This is a genomic window from Tundrisphaera macrotermitis (genome assembly GCF_051175315.1).
Taxonomy (GTDB): Bacteria; Planctomycetota; Planctomycetia; order Isosphaerales; family Isosphaeraceae; genus Tundrisphaera.
On record NZ_CP195100.1, the window covers coordinates 5,466,881 to 5,484,614 of the forward strand.

General features: G+C 68.1%; 8 protein-coding genes. 4 read left to right on the forward strand and 4 right to left on the reverse strand.

All coding sequences use genetic code 11. The features are described 5' to 3' along the window. Positions 1-101: 101 nt before the first annotated feature. The gene (locus tag TA3x_RS22215; RefSeq protein ID WP_435016862.1) at positions 102-461 is read left to right on the forward strand and encodes a DUF3467 domain-containing protein; all 360 of its coding nucleotides are present in this window, start codon (positions 102-104) and stop codon (positions 459-461) included. A gap of 413 nt (positions 462-874) precedes the next feature. After that, the gene (locus TA3x_RS22220) at positions 875-5,080 is read left to right on the forward strand and encodes a hypothetical protein (RefSeq protein ID WP_435016863.1); all 4,206 of its coding nucleotides are present in this window, start codon (positions 875-877) and stop codon (positions 5,078-5,080) included. Positions 5,081-6,016: 936 nt separating this feature from the next. Here the strand turns inward: TA3x_RS22220 and TA3x_RS22225 are convergent. From TA3x_RS22225 to TA3x_RS22235, 3 genes are all read right to left on the reverse strand, one after another. Next, positions 6,017-8,218, reverse strand: coding sequence for a biotin/lipoyl-binding protein (locus tag TA3x_RS22225; protein ID WP_435016864.1), 2,202 nt, complete (start codon positions 8,216-8,218; stop codon positions 6,017-6,019). A gap of 84 nt (positions 8,219-8,302) precedes the next feature. After that, the gene (locus tag TA3x_RS22230; protein ID WP_435016865.1) at positions 8,303-9,304 is read right to left on the reverse strand and encodes an efflux RND transporter periplasmic adaptor subunit; all 1,002 of its coding nucleotides are present in this window, start codon (positions 9,302-9,304) and stop codon (positions 8,303-8,305) included. Positions 9,305-9,414: 110 nt separating this feature from the next. Further along, positions 9,415-11,478 carry an efflux RND transporter periplasmic adaptor subunit gene (locus TA3x_RS22235; RefSeq protein ID WP_435016866.1) on the reverse strand — a complete coding sequence of 688 codons (2,064 nt, stop codon included), beginning with the start codon at positions 11,476-11,478 and terminating at the stop codon, positions 9,415-9,417. Between the two features lie 200 nt (positions 11,479-11,678). On the opposite strand from TA3x_RS22235, the gene TA3x_RS22240 reads away from it, so the two are divergent. Further along, positions 11,679-12,764, forward strand: a complete 1,086-nt coding sequence (locus tag TA3x_RS22240) for an NAD-dependent epimerase/dehydratase family protein (RefSeq protein ID WP_435016867.1) — start codon at positions 11,679-11,681, stop codon at positions 12,762-12,764. A 212-nt stretch (positions 12,765-12,976) separates the two neighbouring features. After that, entirely contained in the window at positions 12,977-15,856 is a 2,880-nt protein-coding gene (locus TA3x_RS22245) for a zinc-dependent metalloprotease (protein ID WP_435016868.1), read from the forward strand. Between the two features lie 98 nt (positions 15,857-15,954). Here the strand turns inward: TA3x_RS22245 and TA3x_RS22250 are convergent, their stop codons facing one another. Then, complete coding sequence (locus TA3x_RS22250) at positions 15,955-17,607, reverse strand: SUMF1/EgtB/PvdO family nonheme iron enzyme (protein ID WP_435016869.1); 1,653 nt, start codon at positions 17,605-17,607, stop codon at positions 15,955-15,957. Positions 17,608-17,734 lie beyond the last annotated feature (127 nt).

The following is a 17,734-nucleotide window of genomic DNA, read 5'->3' on the forward strand; positions in this document are numbered from 1 at the left end:
TCCCGATCGTCGGGGCGGCCGGCCGATCCGGCCCGCGCGATCCCTCCGGATCACGCCTCGGGTCGAAGAGGAAGTCGTTACGGCGACCCAGGGAGAATCAGATGAGCGAGCAGATTCCGGCCGAAGGAACCCAGGCCGCCCAGCAGGCGAACGAAGTGGTCGTCGACGATTCGGGGACGTTGCCGTCCTATTCCAACTTCTGCCGGGTCACCGCCACCCCCGAAGAGGTCATCCTCGACTTCGGCTTGAACCCCCAGCCGTTCGCGACGGGCCGCCAGGATGTGAAGGCCAACCAGCGGATCGTCATGAACTTCTACACCGCCAAGCGCCTCCTGACCGCGCTGGGCATGACCATCCAGCGTCACGAAGGGACGTTCGGCTCGATCGAGCTCGACGTCCGTCGCCGCGCCGGAGGCCAGCAGGCGGCCCGCCCGGCCGGCCCCCAGGGCGTGACCGAGTAAACACGTCCCGACGCCACACATCGAGATCCGGGGCCGACCTTGGCCCCGGATCTTTTCATTTGGGGCCCGCGGCCCGTTCGTCCGGGATCGCCCCGGACCGGCGGCACGCAAGAGCAAGTCGGCCCTCCCAGCCCGCATTTCCGCCCTTTTTGTCATCTCCGGCCGCGATTGTTCCGATCCAAACACCATGACGAGAGTCTTGGGCGCCCCGGTTGTACCGGTCGCGCCGGGGCGTCGGATTTTTCGGTTCAACGGCGGAGCCCGTCGGGCCGATATCTATGGACGCCGGGCACCTCGGCCTCGGTTCAGGATGGACGAGTCTAGGCTTAGGAGATGATGGAATGTCTCAACCTTCCCGACCCCGGGGACGTGGACCCGAGAAGCGACGCGCACGCGGAGCCCAACTGGAGCCGGTGACCCTCCTGGAGACCCGCCAGCTGCTGGCCCCGTTCGTGTCGACCGGCCCCAAGTCGGCCACGTTCACGCCGTTCACCGGGAATCCCACGGCGACCTCGAACTTCGGCACGGTCACGGTGACCAACGCCCTGCCGAGCCAGACCGGGGCCACCGTCGCCCTGACGGCGGCGAACTACCCGGAGCCGGCGGCGATCACCTCGGTCTCGCAGTTCACGCCGGCCGCCTCCTTCGGCGGCGACATCGTCCGCATCGAGGCCGGCCCCGGCGGCGAGTTCGGCAAGGGCGTTTACGCCGTCTCCCGAGGCGCCGGCGACAACGCCGGATTGGGCGCGATCAACCGCCCCGGCGTGGTCTATCGCGTCGACCCGGCGACGGGCAAGTCCTCGGTCTTCTTCGACCTCAACACGGTCATCCCGCAGCTGGACCCGACCCAGACCAGCGCGGCCAACAGCCTGGGCACGGCCACCGGGCTGGTCAACTGGTACGACATCACGTTCGACCGCGAAGGGATCTTCGACGGCCGTCCGTCGATGTTCATCTCCTCGGTCGACTTCAGCAACGCGGCCAAGAACGCCATCTACCGGGTCGCCTCGGACGGGACCTTCCTGGGCGCCTACACGACGTTCTCGGACACCACGATCAGCCAGACCAAGCTGACGTTCAACCCGTCGGCGATCCTGGTCCCGCCCGTCGAGCAGCAGAACTTCCTCCGCGGCCTGTTCACCGGCACGGGCTCGGGCGCCCAGACGGTCGCCAATAGCTCCGGGTCGACCGCCACGGCCACGTTCGCCGGCCTGTTCTTCGACTCGAACCAGTTCCGCAACGGGACCCCGCTCAACAGCCTGAACTTCCCCCCCGGCGTGAAGCAGACCGGGTTCTCCCTGGGCGTCCAGACCTCGCTGACGGCGGCCAACGCCAACTATCCGTCGCTGGTCTACGACACCTTCGCCGACTTCGGCGTCCCCGAGTTCCCGCCGACCACGGGCGACCCGTTCCCGGCCATCGCCGGACTGAGCGGCGTGCAGGGGTTGAACGGCGACTCCCTGATCAACCAGGGCGTTTTCCCCAACATCCTGACCGCGACGACCCCGAACCCGAACATCGACCTCTATCCGCGGCAGACGACCGACTTCCGCCGGTTCCAGGATTCGACCTTCGACCAGTACGGCTACTTCTCCCAGGGGCTGCCGATCACGACGGCCACGGGGGGAGGGACGACTGGGGGGACGGGGACGAGCACAGGGTTCTCCACCTTCAGCAACCCGATCTATGCCGGCAGCCTGTTCGTCTCCGACCTGGCCTCCGGGCTGTCGGTCCTGATCGCGCCGCCGAGCGGGGCGCCGACCGGGACCCCGTCGCAGCTCGTGCCGGTCCAGGGCGTCGCGGGCTCCGCCGGCTCGGCCGGGCTGACCCTGAACGATGACGGGACGCTCTCGGCCACGTCGAACACGTTCGGCGGCGGCCGCATCATCCGGATCAACCAGAACGGCGTGGTGACGAACTTCGCCGAGGGCTTCAACACCTCGGACGCCTTCGACTCCTCCTCGTTCATCGGGTCGAGCCTGAGCATCTCCTTCTCCGCCGACGGGACGACGCTCTACGCCGCCGACAACGACGGCATCTGGCAGTTCAAGACGGTCGCCAGCCTGGCCGGCTCGTCGTCGGGCTCGATCATCGGCCTCAACGACCTGCGGACCCTGGGCGTCCCCTACGACGGCCAGAACAGCGCGGTCGCGATCATCGATACCGGCGTGGACGCCAGCAACACCAACTTCCGCGGCCGCGTCGCGACCGGGACCAGCACCACGATCTCCAACGCCTTCGGCAATGATGACTTCGCGGCCGGGCTCGCGATCTCGGGGACCGGCACCGGCGGCACGGGCACCGGCGGCAATACCGGCGGCAATACCGGCAACACCGGCGGGGCCGGCACCGCCGTGACGGTCAGCTCCCCCAACGGCCATGGGACCCCGGTGGCCGGCGTCATCGCCCAGTTCGTGCCCCAGGCGACGCTCAACCCGATCAACGTCTTCACCCCGTTCGATGCGGGCGGCTCCCTCACCGCCGGCAGCACGGGCGGTGGGGCCGGCGGGGGCACGGGCGGGGGCAACAACACCGGCGGCAACTTCATCTCGTTCGCGACGAACCAGGGGACCTCGGTCGACTCGATCTACTCCGGCCTCCAGTACGTTTCGTCCAACCCCTACGTCAAGGACCCGATCCGTCCGCTCAACAACGACCGCGTGATCGCGGCGAGCCTCGCCTTCGGGACGAGCCAGACGTTCGCCAGCGAGCAGACGGCCTACAAGTCCTACCCGCAGGTCGTCATCAGCTTCAAGAACCAGCTCCGCAAGTTCCTGAAGCTCGGCATCGCCCCGATCGCTTCCGCGGGCCAGTTCGGGGCCCAGGCGGGCGCCGGGACCGGCGGGACCACGGGCGGCGGGACCGGCGGCGGCACGGGCGGCGGGACCGGGAACAACAACGCCCTGAACATCGTCAACCGGGGCGCCACCAACAACGTGGAGAATGCCAGCGTCGGCGACGTGAACGGGATGTCGCTGCCGGCAATCCTCAACGAGACGATCTCGGTGACCGGGTCCTACCCGTTCCTGTACTCGGCCTCGGCCTCTTCCTTGCCGACCGATCCCGCCCAGACCACGACCGGGCGGATCCGAGGCCCGGTCCTCGTCTTCGGCAACACCGTCAGCACGCCCGGCGGATTCACCGGGGCGGGCACCGGCACCGGCGGCGGCACGACCACGACAGGCAACGCCAACGGTGCCAACAGCCTGGGCCAATTGACGGCGGCCGAAGGTGGCGGCACTCAGACCGGGGGCAACACCGGCGGTGCGGCGGCCGGCTCGGCGATCGTGACCTTCTCCGACCGCATCCTCGGCTCGTCCAACCGCAGCACGACGACCGACTTCGCCGCCCCGGCGATCGACGTCCCGACGTTCAACCGGGTCTCGGTGGACAGCGGGTTCCAGCAGAACACCTTCGTCCAGGGCGGCACCTCGATGTCGTCGGCCATCGTGACCGGGGCCTACGCCATGGTCGCCTCGGCCCTCGACTACTGGTCCAACCTGAGCAAGGTCGGGGCGACCTCCGACGCCTACCTGACCCAGCCGGTCGGGGCCCGCACCCTCGACTTCGGCCACAAGTCGATCGTCAACTTCCGGGCCTATAACAACCCCGATGGCATCAACGGTATCCTGGCTTACACCGCCGTGCCGGCCACCGATACCAACGACAACCTCGGCGTCGCCGGGCCGCCCACGCTGCTCGGCAGCACGCTCTTCCGCTCCTATGCCCGCGTGGACATCGGCAACGCCATCGCCGCCATCGAGGGCCAGGTGGCGCTGAACTACCTGTTCAAGCACGGCACCTTCAGCATCATCGACACCAACAACAACGGCCTGATCACCTCCCAGGAGATCCAGAACTTCGTCGACAACTCCAACGGCATGGGCCTGCCCGAGGCCGGGGCCATGGCCCGCCTGCTCGGCGGGACCGCCCGGTCGGCGATCAACCCCGACTTCACCCTCGTCGGCGAGCAGCCCGACCAGCCCGACGCCCTCCAGCGTCGCTACAACTTCTTCGACTACGCCACGGATGGCCGGTTGAACGGGGCGATCTCGATCAAGCAGTACAAGATGCTCCAGAGGAACCTGCTGCCCACCGCCGACCAGTACACGATCGTCGATCGGCAGCGGGCCTCGGTCAACGGCTTCCTGCTCTCCCCGGGCACGCCCAGGAACTTCAAGGATCTCCAGAAGATCTCGCCCAAGTTCCAGTTCGTGCCCAAGAGTGCGGTCGCCAAGTTCAAGAACGTCAGCCCGGCCCAGTTCGGGGTCAATCGCGGGCTGAAGGGTGCCCTCAACGGCCCGATCTTCACCCTCTTCGACGGCAAGGCCGGGGACGACGCCAGGGCGGTGGCCTCCACCACCCCCGAGACGACCGCGCCTCCGACCGGAACCCCCACCGGCACGGCCGGGGCCACCACCGGCACGACCGGGACCACCACCGGGACGGCCGTGGCGAGCACGCCCGACGCCGACAAGCCGACGTCGAGCCCCGCGACGACCACCCCTGCGGCGGTCGCCCCGACGACCCCGGCCGACACCACGGCCGAGGACCTCCTGGCCCAGCTCAAGGAGCTGGCCAAGCCCAAGCAGTCCGCCGACCAGAAGGCGGACGCCTGATCCCACGCGGGGCCGGGAGGGTGCGACCCTCCCGGCCCGCCCGACATCGCGACTCCGACACCCGGCCGGATCTCCGCTCCCCAGCGGCGATCCGGCCGGTTCGCGTTCCCGACACCGACCCCGATCTCGAGGCAACCGACGACGGCGGGATCGCCATCCTCGATCGGCATGAGTCGATCCCGCTTCCCGATGCCTCACTCGTGGTCGAGAGCCGGGCGGCCCGGAGACTGCTGGATCGTGGGGGGGATGCCGCCGTCCGGGCCGGCATCGGCCTCGTCCCTCCGGCGATGGGCGGCACCGCCGCATCGCGGGCCCGGCCCGCCCTCGACCGCACTCGCCGAATCGTCCTGGATCTCTGAGACACCACGGATCAAGACGCCGGCCGCTCGCACGGTTCGACTCGCGACAGGAAGGCCCATCGACCGGCGACCCTCGCCCGTCCAGGTGCCCCTGCGTTGCGATCCCCCGGGGGCAGCGGCGTATCCCGGCCCGGGACTGGGGGTGGGAGGGCCGTTCCGCATCGCCCGACGCGGACGCTCAGCACCGTGTTCGATCCCGGCGGGATGGCCCGATGCGGAGGAGGAGTCGCTTCACCACCCCGGCGGAGGATCCCTCCAGGCCCCGACCCGTATTGGGAAGCGCCCCGGCATCGGCGGTCGCGCCGATCGATTGCCGGTGCAGGTCCCGAGGGTGTGGCCCCCAGACTTGGGAATTCGCGGTTTGTTGTCGCTCGCGGGGTTGGGAAGATCCCCGCATGCGGAGTTCTCCGGCTTCAGGAGCGACAACCAGGGCCCGGTGAGTTTCGGGGAATAGCCGGAGCAAACTCCGGGGCGGAGATCGTCGCCAGGCCGTCGGGAGGATCAACGAGAAAGGGGCGTGGCCGACGGTGAAGTCGGGCACGCCCCGGATGGGATTTCGGTGATTCGAGCGGAGCAATCAGAGGGTGAAGTGGAACGTCTTGGTGATGAGCCGCCAGAGCCACCAGGCGAGCGGCTTGGAGCCGCTATCGATCCGGGCGAACCCGCGGAGCCCGGGCTGGAGGCTGAGGTCGCTGTTGTCGATCGGGATCACCACCTCGTAGACCGCGGAGATCGGCACGGTCTGGCCGGTCTTGGGATCCTGCTTGGTGGCGATCTCGCCGCCCGCCGCGTTGGACAGCTCGGGGCGGATCTCGTCGAGGTTGCGCGGGGCGTGCTCGCTGACGACGCTCTGGATGGCCTCGGCATCGGTGCCGTAGATCCGGACCCAGGCCCTGGGCTTCTTGCTCGGGTCGGTGTTGATGACCAGGTCGATGTCCGACTGGTCGAGGATCATGTGGGCTTCGAGCTTCCTGGGGTCGCCGATCTCCATGAACGGCTTGCCCGGCTTGAGCCACTGGCCCCGGGTCTCGCGGTTGGGCACGCCCATGGCCTGGCCGTCGCGGGGGGCGACCAGGGTGAGCTTGTCGCGCTGCTCGCTGATCTTGGTGATGGCCGGCTCCAGGTCGGCTTCCATCTTGTAGTGGAGCTGGGCCTGGGCCCGGCTGGCCACGTCGTCGACGTGGTTGTACCAGACCGCCTTGACGTGGTGGGACTTCTGCTGCTCTTCGAGCTGGAGGTACTCGATGTGCTTCTCGGGATTCGACAGGGTGGCCAGGATGTCCCCTTCCTTGACCATGTCGCCGTCGCGGACGTTGAGCGTGACGAGCTGGCCGGGCACCTCGGCGTAGATCTCGGCCGGCTTGGCGGCCGTCAGGACCAGCGTCCCCGACACCTGGAGCGGGGTGGGGATCAGGAGGATCGCGGTGACCAAGGCGGCGGTCACCGCGAAGAACGACGCCGCACGGGCCTTTTTCACCTTACGCATCCTCCCGGGAGAGCGGACGAACTTGACCATCTGGTAGAGGGGCATGAACAGCAGCGGGACCAGCGAGCTGATCGCCAGCATGTAGCTGATCGACTGCAGCTTGTACGGCTTGAGGAACTGGGTCAGGAAGTACAGGATGCTGAACGTCACCACCCAGCGATAGAGATAGCTGGCGATCGCATAGATGACGAACAGGGTCCGTCGTGACCGGGGCATGTAGCTCTGGACCGGGATCTCCAGCCCGAGCACCTTCTCCTGGAACAGGTAGGTGAAGAACTGGGTGCTCTTGACCCGGAGGTTGGGGATCTCCAGCCAGTCCGACATGACGTAATAGCCGTCATAACGCAGCAGGGGGTTGGCGTTGAACATGATCGTGTTCACCGAGCAGATGAACATCGTGGCCAGCGCCAGGCTGTTGAGCAGGCCCTGCTCCGAGTTCCACCAGACGAACGTGGCGATGCTGGCCAGGAAGCACTCGACGTAGATGCCCGCCGCCGAGATCCAGATCCGCTTCCACTTGTTGGGCAGGAGCCAGCAGTCGGTCACGTCGCAATACAGGGCGGGGGTGAGCACCAGGAGCAGCGCCCCCATCTCGTGGACCTCGCCGCCGAAGTGCTTGGCCGTGAGCCCGTGGCCGAACTCGTGGATGATCTTGATGATCGCCAGGCTGCACCAGAAGTAGATGATCGTCTTCCAGGTAAAGAAGCTCTGGAAGTCCGGCAGGCGGGCCGAGAACGTCGACCACTGGCTGGCGACCAGGGTCAACGCCGCGAGCATCATGCCCACGCTCACGGCGATGAAGCCCTTGGTGTAGATCCAGCGGAAGTACGGGTACATGCCCGTCAGCATCCGCTCGGGGTCGACGATCGGGATCTTGATGTAGAGGATGTTGGCCAGGAACTGCCAGAACTTCTTCCAGCGGTTCTTGCGCCGCCGGGTGATCAGGGCCTTGGCCTGGTCGGGGCTGTCGACCAGGGCGATCCCGGCCTCGTGGAGTTGCGAGGCGAACCGGAGGAGGTCGTCGACCGTGATCGTCTGGGGCCGATACTTGCGCTCGAAGGCCCGCTTGACGTCCTGGAGCGTCTGCTTGCCGTCGAACTGCTGGAGCAGGAAGTATTCCTCCACCTTGAAGCGGAAGTACTTCAGCGCGATCGGGTCCTTGATGACGTAGTGGGTCATCCCCTCGTAGAACTGCGGCTGGACGATCAGGTCACCCCGCAGCTTGACCCGGAGGTGCTCGGCGGCCTGTCCCATCGGGGTGGCTTGTGGGGTCAGGGTCGGAGCGATGCTCATCGGTCGGGATTCCTCGCTACGGCCTCAATCGATCGGGGTCGTCGTGCCTGGGGTCCGGTTCGCGTCGGTCGAGGAGGGGCAGCCTCAGCGCGGCAGGGGCGGGAGCCCGTTGGCGCCCAGGCTGGTGGGGGCGGCGGGCTCCAGGGTCGGGGACGCGGTCGCCGGGGCGCGACGGCCGGCCGGGGCGGCGTAGGCGGTCGACTCGGGCTTCAGGGTGATGATCATGGTCGTCTTCATTCCCGGCCCCAGCTCATGCGACTGGTTGTCGACGTCGGCGTAGATCCGGACCTCGCTGCCCGAGACCGGCTGGACCTTGGGGTCGACGAACGAGATCTTGCCCTTGAACCGCTTCTGTTCGAGCGGGTTGACGCCGCTGCGGCCGTCGCCCAGGCGGGGCTGGATCTCGACGTCGCTCCCCTCGGTGACCCGCTGGCGGTACTCGATCGGGATGTAGGCCCAGACGCGGAGCTTGTCCAGGTTGCCGAGCCGGACCACGGCCTCGTTGGAGTTGACGCTCTCCCCCTCGTGCTTGATCTCCTCGAAGATCACGCCGGGGAACGGGGCCCGGATGATGTGCTCTTCCGCGGTCTGCTCGGCGGACTTGAGCTTGGCCTTGGCCAGGGCCAGGTTCTCGTTGGCCTCGGTCACCATGGCGTCGGCCATGGCAAACTCCGCCTCGGCCTTCTGCATGTCCTCGGCCGAGACCAGGTTGACGTCCTTGATCTTGAGCCGCCGGCTGCGGGCGACGACGGCGCCGGCGTTGAACTTCTGGGCCTCGGCCTTGGCCAGCGCCCCCTTGGTCTCGGCGGCGACGCGGGCCTCCTCGACGGCCAGGTTGGCCGACTCGCGGTGGAGGTAGCCGATGATGTTGTTGGGGTAGACGCCCGCTTCCTGGCCGATGTGGAGTTCCATCTTGTCGATCACGCCCGGGCGGAGGGCCGAGACGTCGGATCGCTGGATCCAGTCGACGGTGGCATCCTCGACAACCAGGGTCTGGGCGGCCTTGGGCGCCTGGGCGAAGGTCGCGGCGGACACGACCGAGGCGAGGCCGAACGAGAGGGCGAGCGCTTTCCGGTTCCGGGTCATGGCTTGCTCCGAGGCGGGGGGACGTGTTCGATTCCGGGTGACGATCGGATCGGCGGCCGCGGGGGTGCGTCGGACGCACCCCGCACGCGGCCCCCGAAGGGCGACGGATTTCAGCGGAGGAACGGCCAGCGGAACAGGACCGTCTCGTAGAAGACGTGGACGACGTCGCGGAGCAGGACGTAGGCCAGCCGGGCGTCGCCGCACTGGACCCGGGCTCGGACCTCGGAGCCGGGGCGGAGCGTCTGGTTCCGGTCCTTGAAGTCCTGGCGGACCTTCTCCGGGAAGCCGACCGTCACCTTGACCACGTGCTTGGTCTCGACCGTCTCGGCCTTCGAGCCGATCTGGCGGACATAGCCCGGGTAGCGATGCTCGGGGTCGGTGGCCGTGACGAAGTAGGCCTGGAGGGTCGAGCCCGGGGGCTTGGTCCCGGCCTTGATCTCCGCCTGGAGCTTGCTGTTGGCCCGGAGGATCGGCCCCATGTCGTCGTCGGGGACCTCGACCTCCATGATCCACTCGCCGCCGACCGCCGCGATCTGGAGCAGCTCCTGGCCGATCTCGACCGGGCGGCCTTCCAGGTTCTTCTTGGGCTCCCAGGTCGTGATGATCCCGTCCTGGGGGGCGAGGATCTTCATCGACTTGATCTGCTCCTGGATCACCTCGATCTGCTGCTGGGCCCCCTTGGCCTTGATGCGGGCCTCGTCGGCCTGGCCCCGGAGCGAGTTCCGCTCTTCCTCGCGGCCCACGAAGTTCATGGCCTGGAGGTTGAGGTGCATCATCGAGGCTTCCGCCCCGTTCTTGTCGTAGATCCGCTGCTTCAGCTCCTTCTCCAGCTCGCGGCTCTCCATCTCGGCGACCACGTCCCCCTCGTGGACGAACTGGCCGTGGTCGACGAGCACCCGGGCGACGATCCCCGGGACCGGGGCATAGAGGTTACGCCGGGCCTCGGGCAGCAGCGACCCGCGGCCCTCGATGGTGAGCTGCCAGGGGACGAAGGTGAGGACCAGCAGCAGCCCGACCACGGCCAGGAGGCCGGCGACGAGCTTGGCCAGGTTCCGCCCGCGGAAGAACCGCCAGGGGGAGCCGACCATCTTCAGCAGGGGCATGAGCGCCTTGTCGGCCTCGGACGCATTCCACAGGGCGGTGGAGGCGTGGCGTGCGACGACCTCGCAGCGGGCCTGGGCGTCGGTCGAGGCGATCTCGTCGCCGATCTGCTCGGCGACCAGGCATCCGAACGGGACCTTCTCCTTGGCGGGGTCGGACTCGGGCTTGTGCAGCAGCGTGACGATGATGGCCTTGGAGCCGGACTCGTCGACGTAGGCCTCCAGGCAGTCGCGGAGGTCGGGGGCGAACCCCTCGGTGTTGCCCGTGTAGACCAGGTCGTCGCCCGACCGGATCACGGCCTTGCAGAGCTTGGTCAGTTCGCGGATCAGGTTGGCCCGCTGCTCGACGACTTCCTGGCCGCTGACGGCCTCGATCATCGTCCGGCCGCCGACCTTGAGCGCCACGCTCAGGCGGTCGCAACCCACCAGCCTCTTGCCGTCGTTGGCCACCGCGAACGACGCTTCCTTGAGGTCGAGCGTCCCGTGGATCGCGTGGGTGAACGTTTCCAGCTGGTTCCACAACCGCTGCTGCGACATCATCTGCCGCATCTGGCGGTTCTTGAGGTAGGACGCGGCCAGGTCGCAGAGGTCGCCGACGAACCGGAGCGTGCTCTTCTGCTGCGCCGCCCTGCGGTTCGGATCCATCAGGATCTCGACCAGGCCGACGATCTGCTTGTCGACGATCAGGGGGGCCAGGATCAGCGTGTAGGCGGTCGGGTTGCCGGCGTTGGGCACGCCTTCGATGGTCGCCCCGGGCGGGATGATCTGGGGCGAGGACGCCTGGATCATGCAGCCGAGGAGGGCGTCGTGGGGCTGGGTGCGGACCCGCCCGTCCAGCAGGCCGGAAAGATGGAACTCGATCTGCTGCTGGAGCTTGATGCTCCCCCGCCCGTCCATCAGCCAGAGCGCCCCGCCCGACGCGGCCACGGCGGCCACGGCCCGGTTGAGGAACTCCACGTAGAATTCGGGGGGTTGGATGTCCGATTCGGCCAGTTCGGCGATCTCGGCCACCAGCTTGCGGATCTGCGTCTTGGTCTGCTCGAGCAGACCGGGATCGATGGTATCTTCCGGCATGGTGGTTCCAGGGGGTCGGGAGCCAGCGACCGTTTCGCCAATCTTGGCCGCCGCATCCCGTCTGAGATGCGGCATACTGACAACGGGACCGCGGCGAGCGCCGTCTTCCCTCAAGGAATTTCGGGAAATGCCCGAGACCGACGCCTCGGGTTCCCAAGTCATTGCCATGTCATCGGTTATTGAACGCGAGGTGCGAAGGCATGGCGGACCCATCGGCGGCGAAGCTCGCCCTGGTCACGGGCGGGACCGGATTGCTCGGCAGCCACATCGCCGAACGGCTCGCGGCCCGGGGGGACCGGGTCCGGGCGCTGATCCGGCCCGCTTCGGACACGCGATTCCTCCGGACGCTGGGGGCCGAGCTGGTCGTGGGCGACCTGACCGACCCGGCCTCGTGCCGGGAGGCGACCCGGGGCGTGGACGAGGTCTATCATTGCGCCGCGAAGGTCGGCGATTGGGGCCGCTGGCCCGAGTTCCAGTCGGGGTGCCTGGATGCCACGCGGGTCCTGGCCGAGGCCGCCCTGGAATCGGGCGTGGGCCGGTTCCTCCACATCAGCTCCACGAGCGCCTACGGACATCCCGCCGAGGGCAGCCCGCCGATCACCGAGGAGGCGCCGCTCGGCCAGAACTTCTGGCGGTTCTGGGACTACTACACCCGGAGCAAGGTGGAGTGCGAGCGGATCCTCTGGCGGCTCGCGGCCGACCGGGGCCTGCCCCTGACCATCATCCGGCCGAGTTGGCTGTACGGAGAGCGCGACCGGACCACGATCGCCCGGCTCGCCGGCCGGCTCCGCGCCGGCAAGGTCCCTTTGATCGGGCCGGGGGACAACCCGATCAGCGCCGTCTATGCGGGCAACGTCGCCGATGCGGCGATCCTGGCCGCCCGCGACCCCGGCTCGGTCGGCGAGGCCTACAACATCACCCATCAGGGTTGGATCTCGCAGCGCGACTACCTCGCCGAGTTCGTCCGCGCGACCGGCGCCCCGCCCGTCCGCCGCAAGGTCTCGTACCACGCGGTCTACGCCATCGCCTTCGTCCTGGAGGCGATCTACCGGACGGCCCGGTCGCGTCGGCCCCCGATGATCACCCGGTATGCCACCTGGCTGATGGGGCGTTCGCTCTCCTATAGCACCGAGAAGGCCCAGGCCCGGCTGTGCTGGCGGCCCGAACTCGGCTACCGCGAGAGCATTGAACGGTCGGTCCGCTGGTTCGAGGCCGAGGCCGATCGCGCAGGGCTCGAACATCGGCCCGATGGGCATCGTAAGGAAGAACCCTCAGGATCGGCATAACCGCGCGAGTTCGCCCAGCCCATCGAGATTGACCCCTTGTCGCACGGGCGTCCGACGCCGATGATGGAAGGGCATTCCTTGGTCCGTGCCAGGCCCTCCTCTCGGCCTCGCATCGACCGGGCCCCGGCCGTGGGGCCTCCGACGGCGGCCACGCCCGGCCGCCCTCACTCCCGACTCTCACTCGCCCCGATGCAACCCGCTGGAGATGCACCATGATGTTCCGGGATGCGATGGCCTGGGGCCTCGCGTTGACGATGATGTCCGCGACGATCACCCAGGGCCGAGCCGACGAGAAGCCGACCACGCCGCCGGCGGGCTCGCCCGCGAATCTCGATATCGAATCGATCCTGAAGTCCCGGGGCGGCGGGGGCGGCGGCACGGGCTCGCCGGGCATCAACGATCCGCGCAAATATCGCGATTTCTCCGAGGTGACCGAAGGGGCCCAGAAGCACGAAGGCCTGTTCACCCTCTACCAGAAGGAACAGCACCTCTACGCCGAGATCAAGCCGTTCCAGTTCGACCAGCCGATGCTGGCCCTGGCGGCGATCGCCCGCGGCATGGCCCGGGCCGGCGAGCCGCTGTCCGCGGGCGAGGACGAGGCGGTCATCACCTTCCATCGCGCCGGCGATCGGGTCCAGGTGATCCGCCGCAACATCCACTACAAGGCGCCCGCCGGCAGCCCGACCGAGAAGGCCGTCAAGCAGAATTACACCGACTCGATCCTGATGGCCCTGCCAATCGTCAGCCTGAATCCGGGCGGCGGCATGTCCGTGGTGATCGACCTGTCGGAGATCTACTTCACCGACTTCGCCCAGGTCGGCCTCGGCATGGTCGACCGGAGCCGGACCAACTGGTTCAAGGTCAACACCTTCGCCAACAACCTGGAACTCCAGGTCCAGACCACCTTCGCCGGAGGCGGCCGGGGGATGATGTTCGGGGGCGATGACGGCGTGGCCGATCGTCGCGGCGTGACCATGGTCATCCACTACAGCCTGGTCAAGCTGCCCGACGGCGGCTATAAGCCCCGCGTGGCGGACGACCGGGTGGGCCACTTCCTCAACGCGGTCAAGGACTTCGGCCAGGCCGATCCCGATTCCAACATCGTCCGCTACATCAACCGCTGGCGGCTGGAGAAGGCCGACCCCAAGGCCAAGCTCTCCCCGCCCAAGAAGCAGATCGTCTGGTACATCGAGGATACCGTCCCGATCGAATACCGGCCGTATGTCGAGGAAGGCATCCGCGAATGGAACAAGGCCTTCGAGAAGGCCGGCTTCCGCGAGGCGATCGCCGTCCGCTGGCAGGAGCCGGGCCGCGACGACTTCGACCCCGAAGACATCAACTATTGCACCTTCCGCTGGATCACGACCAACCAGACCTACGCCATGTCCTGCCTGCGGTCCAACCCCCTGACCGGGGAGATGATCGACGGCGACGTGATCTTCGACGCGAGCTGGATCAAGTACTGGAAGACCCAGTACGCCATGCTGACCGGATCCGGCGCACCCCCGGCCGCCGGGCAGGAGGCGTCGCCCCGGATGCTGGCGATGGGCGAGGTCATCAGCCCGATCCTCGCCGATAAGGAAGGCTTCGGCCGCCTCGACGCCGCCACGGCGATGGGCAAGGACGGCCTGGCCGCCGTGCCCGCCGAATGGACCGGGCTCCAGCTCCAGCTGATGCGCCGCCTGGGCACCGGCAAGAACAACGCCTGCCGGATGAGCACCGGGATGACCAGCGAACTGGGCCTGGCCGCCCTGGCGCTGGCCGATGTCGCCGGCGACAAGGACAAGCCCAACCCCGAGGCCAAGCTCCCCGAGGAATTCCTGGGCCAGATGATCAAGGAAGTCGTGATGCACGAGGTCGGCCACTCGCTCGGCCTGCGGCACAACTTCAAGGCGAGCACCATGCTCGACGCCGACCAGCTCAACGACACGGCGATCACCCGGGTCAAGGGGCAGTCGGGCAGCGTGATGGACTACAACCCTATCAATATCGTCCCCAAGGGGCAGAAGCAGGGCGACTTCATCACGACCACCCTCGGGCCCTACGACTACTGGGTGATCGAGTACGCCTACAAGGACCTTTCGGGGGACGAGGCGGGCGAGTTGAAAAAGATCGCCGCGCGGGCCCCGGAGCATGACCTGGCCTTCGCGTCCGACACCGATCGGATGGTCAACGAGGACCCGTCGGTCAACACCTACGACCTCGGCTCGGATACCTGCCGGTTCGCCAAGGATCGAATCACCCTGTCCGAACAGCTCCTCAAGGACCTGGACAGCAAGGTCGTCAAGGACGGCGAATCCTGGTCGCGGGCCAAGGTGGCGTTCTCGGTCATCATGGCCCAGTACGGCAACGCCGCGACCCTGGTCGCTTCCCACATCGGCGGGCAGTCGATCTACCGCGACCACAAGGGGGACAAGGACGCCCACGACCCGATCGTGCCGATCGCCGGCGCCAAGCAGAGGGAAGCCCTGGCCTTCCTGGTCGAGCACATCCTGGGCGACAAGACCTTCAAGTTCTCCCCCGCCCTGCTCCGCCGCCTCGCGGACACCTACTGGGATCAGGGCTTCGGCGCCGAGGGATATCGCTCCGACGCCACGATCAACGACCGCATCCTCGCGATCCAGAAGATCGCCCTGAACCGTTGCCTCTCGGCCCGCGTCCTGACCAATCTCCAGAATCAGGAACTCCAGGCCGACCCCGAGACCAAGCCGCTGACCATGGCCGAGGTCTTCCGGTCCCTGACCGACGGCATCTTCACCGAGCTGGGCCAGCCCCAGGTGACGATCTCGACGATCCGCCGCAACCTCCAGCGCGAGTACCTCCGCCGCCTGGCCACGATCGCCCTCGGCGACCGCCGCAACACCAGCCAGGATGCCTTCGCCTTCATCCTGTTCAGCGGATCGGGCGGGTCCTACCCGGCCGACGCCCGGAGCCTGGCCCGGCTCCACCTCCGCGAGATCGGCGAACGGATCGGCAAGGCCCTCGATAACAAGGATGCCGTGACCGACGACACCTGCCGGGCCCACCTGGAAGAGGCCCGTCACAAGATCGCCAAGGTGCTCGACGCCCAGGTCGGCGCCAACGAACCCTGATCCTGCCGGGTCGGGATCGCATCACAATCCGCACGGGCGGCCGACCTCCAGTCCCGGAGGTCGGCCGCCCGTCGGTGTTTCAGGCCGGGTCGCTCGGCTCAGAAGGGGACGACGCCGCCCGTCGGGCCGGGGTCGACCGGCATGCCGTTCTGGTTGGGCGAAGGGCCCGAAGCTTTGGGGGCGGGGGGCTCGGGCTTCTCGGCTTGCAGGACGCCCCGGAAGCCCAGGTAAGGATGCCTCTGCTCGATCCTCATCCCCTCTCGCCAGAACACCTTCCAGTCCTTCGATCCTCCTTTGACCGTCAGCATGATCGGCCGGGACCGTCCCAGGGGCGGGCCGACCGGATCCTTGGCGACGGTGTCCCGGAACTGGAGGAAGTAGCGGGAGTCGTAGTAATCGCCGGTCCACTCCCAGGCATTGCCGGCCATGTCGAAGGCCCAGTAGGGGGAGACGTCGCTGGGCTGGCTCATCACCGGGTCGATCTGCTTGGGCACGCGGGGCGGGGCCCAGTTGGGCGGGCCGTTCCCCCACGGATAGATCCGACCATCCTGGCCCCGCGCGGCCATCTCCCACTGGGCCTCGGTCGGGAGCTTCTTGCCGGCCCACACGCAATAGGCATTGGCGTTGCGGGCGCTGACGTTGACGGCCGGATGATCCTCCGACGAGGCCGAAGGCTCGGACGATTCCTTGTCCTTCTCCTTCTCCTTCGCCTTGGACGTGGGCCGGTCCAGTTCGTCGACCTGGCCCGCCTCCTTGAGGAATTGCTGGTACTGGCGGACGGTGACCTCGTGGCGGTCGATGTAGTAGCTGGCCAGCTTGACCTGGTGCGCGGGGCGTTCGGGCGGGTCGCCGTCGTTGCGGCCCATGGTGAACGTCCCACCGGGCACGAACACCATCTCGGCGCCGTCGCGACCGCCGACGATCTCCATCGGCCAGCCGGATTCATGGAATTTGGTGTCCGGCTTCTCCTTGAATCCGGCCGGGAGCACCTTGACCGGCCGGGGCGGAGCGACGATGGCCGGGGGCCTGGGCGGGACGATCACCGGGGCCGGCTCGGGAGCGGCCGGCGCCATGGCGACGGTCGCGGGGGCGGTCGAGGTCGCGTTGGTGTCGGGCGTGAGGGTCACGGGGGCGGCCCCCGCCCCGGGGGCTTCCGCGAGCAGGGGCAGCTTCTTCCGGTGGCGCGCCAGGGACTCCATCGCCTCGCGCGCCGCGTCCGTGTTGGGATAGTTCTTGGCTACCTTGTTGAACAGGTCGATCGCCGCGGGGATCCGGCCGTTGCGGGCCGCCGACTGGGCGTTGCCGAGGAGGCTGTGCGCCTCCTGCTCGACCCGTGCCTTGGCCTCGGCCGCGAGCTTGACCCGCGGGTCGGGGGCGTTGTTGACGACGGCCTCGGGATCGGCGACGCGGACCCTGCGGATCCCGATCACGAGCAAGATCAGGAAGATCGACGCCATCACCGAGCCGATGATCCAACGGACCCGCTGGCGGGTCTCGTAGGTGTCGAACTTCGGGGTTTCCTCGATCTTCGAGGTCTTATCGGGCGCGTCGTCCGACTCGGTCGACTTCTTCTTCTTGGGCCGGGCCGCGGCATCATCGCCGGTGCCCGCCCCCGCCGCCCGCTTCTTCTTGGGCCGGTCGGCCGCGTCCCCATCGTCATCCGGCGAAGGCTCGATGCGCCAGAGCCGCGGCAGCGGCTCGGGCGGCTTCGGCGCCTTGGGCTTGCGACCAGGGTCGGGGGGGCCGGCCATGCGAACGCTCCGGTGGGTCGGCGAAAGCGAGAACGCATCTCGTCCCGAACGCGGGAAGTGGTCCGTTCAGACTACCTCTCCGCCATCGACCCGGCAAGGGGAGCCATCGGGCTCCCCGCGATCGCCT